Here is a 425-nt window from a genome sequence, read left to right as displayed (position 1 = left end):
CCTCGGCACCGCATTGGGCTAAGGCTCGGCGGCCAGTGGTGCCAACACGACCGCCGTCGGCTTCGGTGCTGCTGCAGCCGGTACCGGTGCCGTGGCGGTGGGTCAGTCCAGCGAGGACAGCGGCGAGGAGAGCGTGGCCATCGGTGGCAGCACCTTCTTCGGCCTGATCCCGTCGCGTGCCAGTGGCACCGGTGCGGCGGCGTTCGGTGCCGGCGCATGGGCGACCGAAGACTACGCCACGGCAATCGGCTGGAACTCGTGGGCCGCCGGCAGCAATGCCACGGCCCTGGGCGCCAACGCCACCGCCAACGGCAGCAACAGTGTCGCCCTCGGTGCCGGCTCCAAGGCCGACCGTGACAACACCGTGGCCGTCGGCAAGGCCGGTGGCGAACGCCAGGTGACCCATGTGGCAGCCGGTACCGAAG

At 71.1% G+C, this 425-nt stretch carries 2 pseudogenes; both read left to right on the top strand.

Going from position 1 to position 425, the window contains the following annotated elements:
* Nucleotides 1-43: 43 nt before the first annotated feature.
* A pseudogene (locus JNB61_RS20700) lies at nucleotides 44-100 on the top strand (hypothetical protein); the annotation flags it as partial.
* Between the two features lie 33 nt (nucleotides 101-133).
* Nucleotides 134-425, top strand: a pseudogene (locus tag JNB61_RS19875) (trimeric autotransporter actin-nucleating factor BimA); the annotation flags it as partial.

It is taken from the genome of Microbacterium ureisolvens, from assembly GCF_019511645.1.
Taxonomy (GTDB): Bacteria; Actinomycetota; Actinomycetes; order Actinomycetales; family Microbacteriaceae; genus Microbacterium; species Microbacterium ureisolvens_A.
This window is presented reverse-complemented; position numbering and strand designations above follow the sequence as displayed.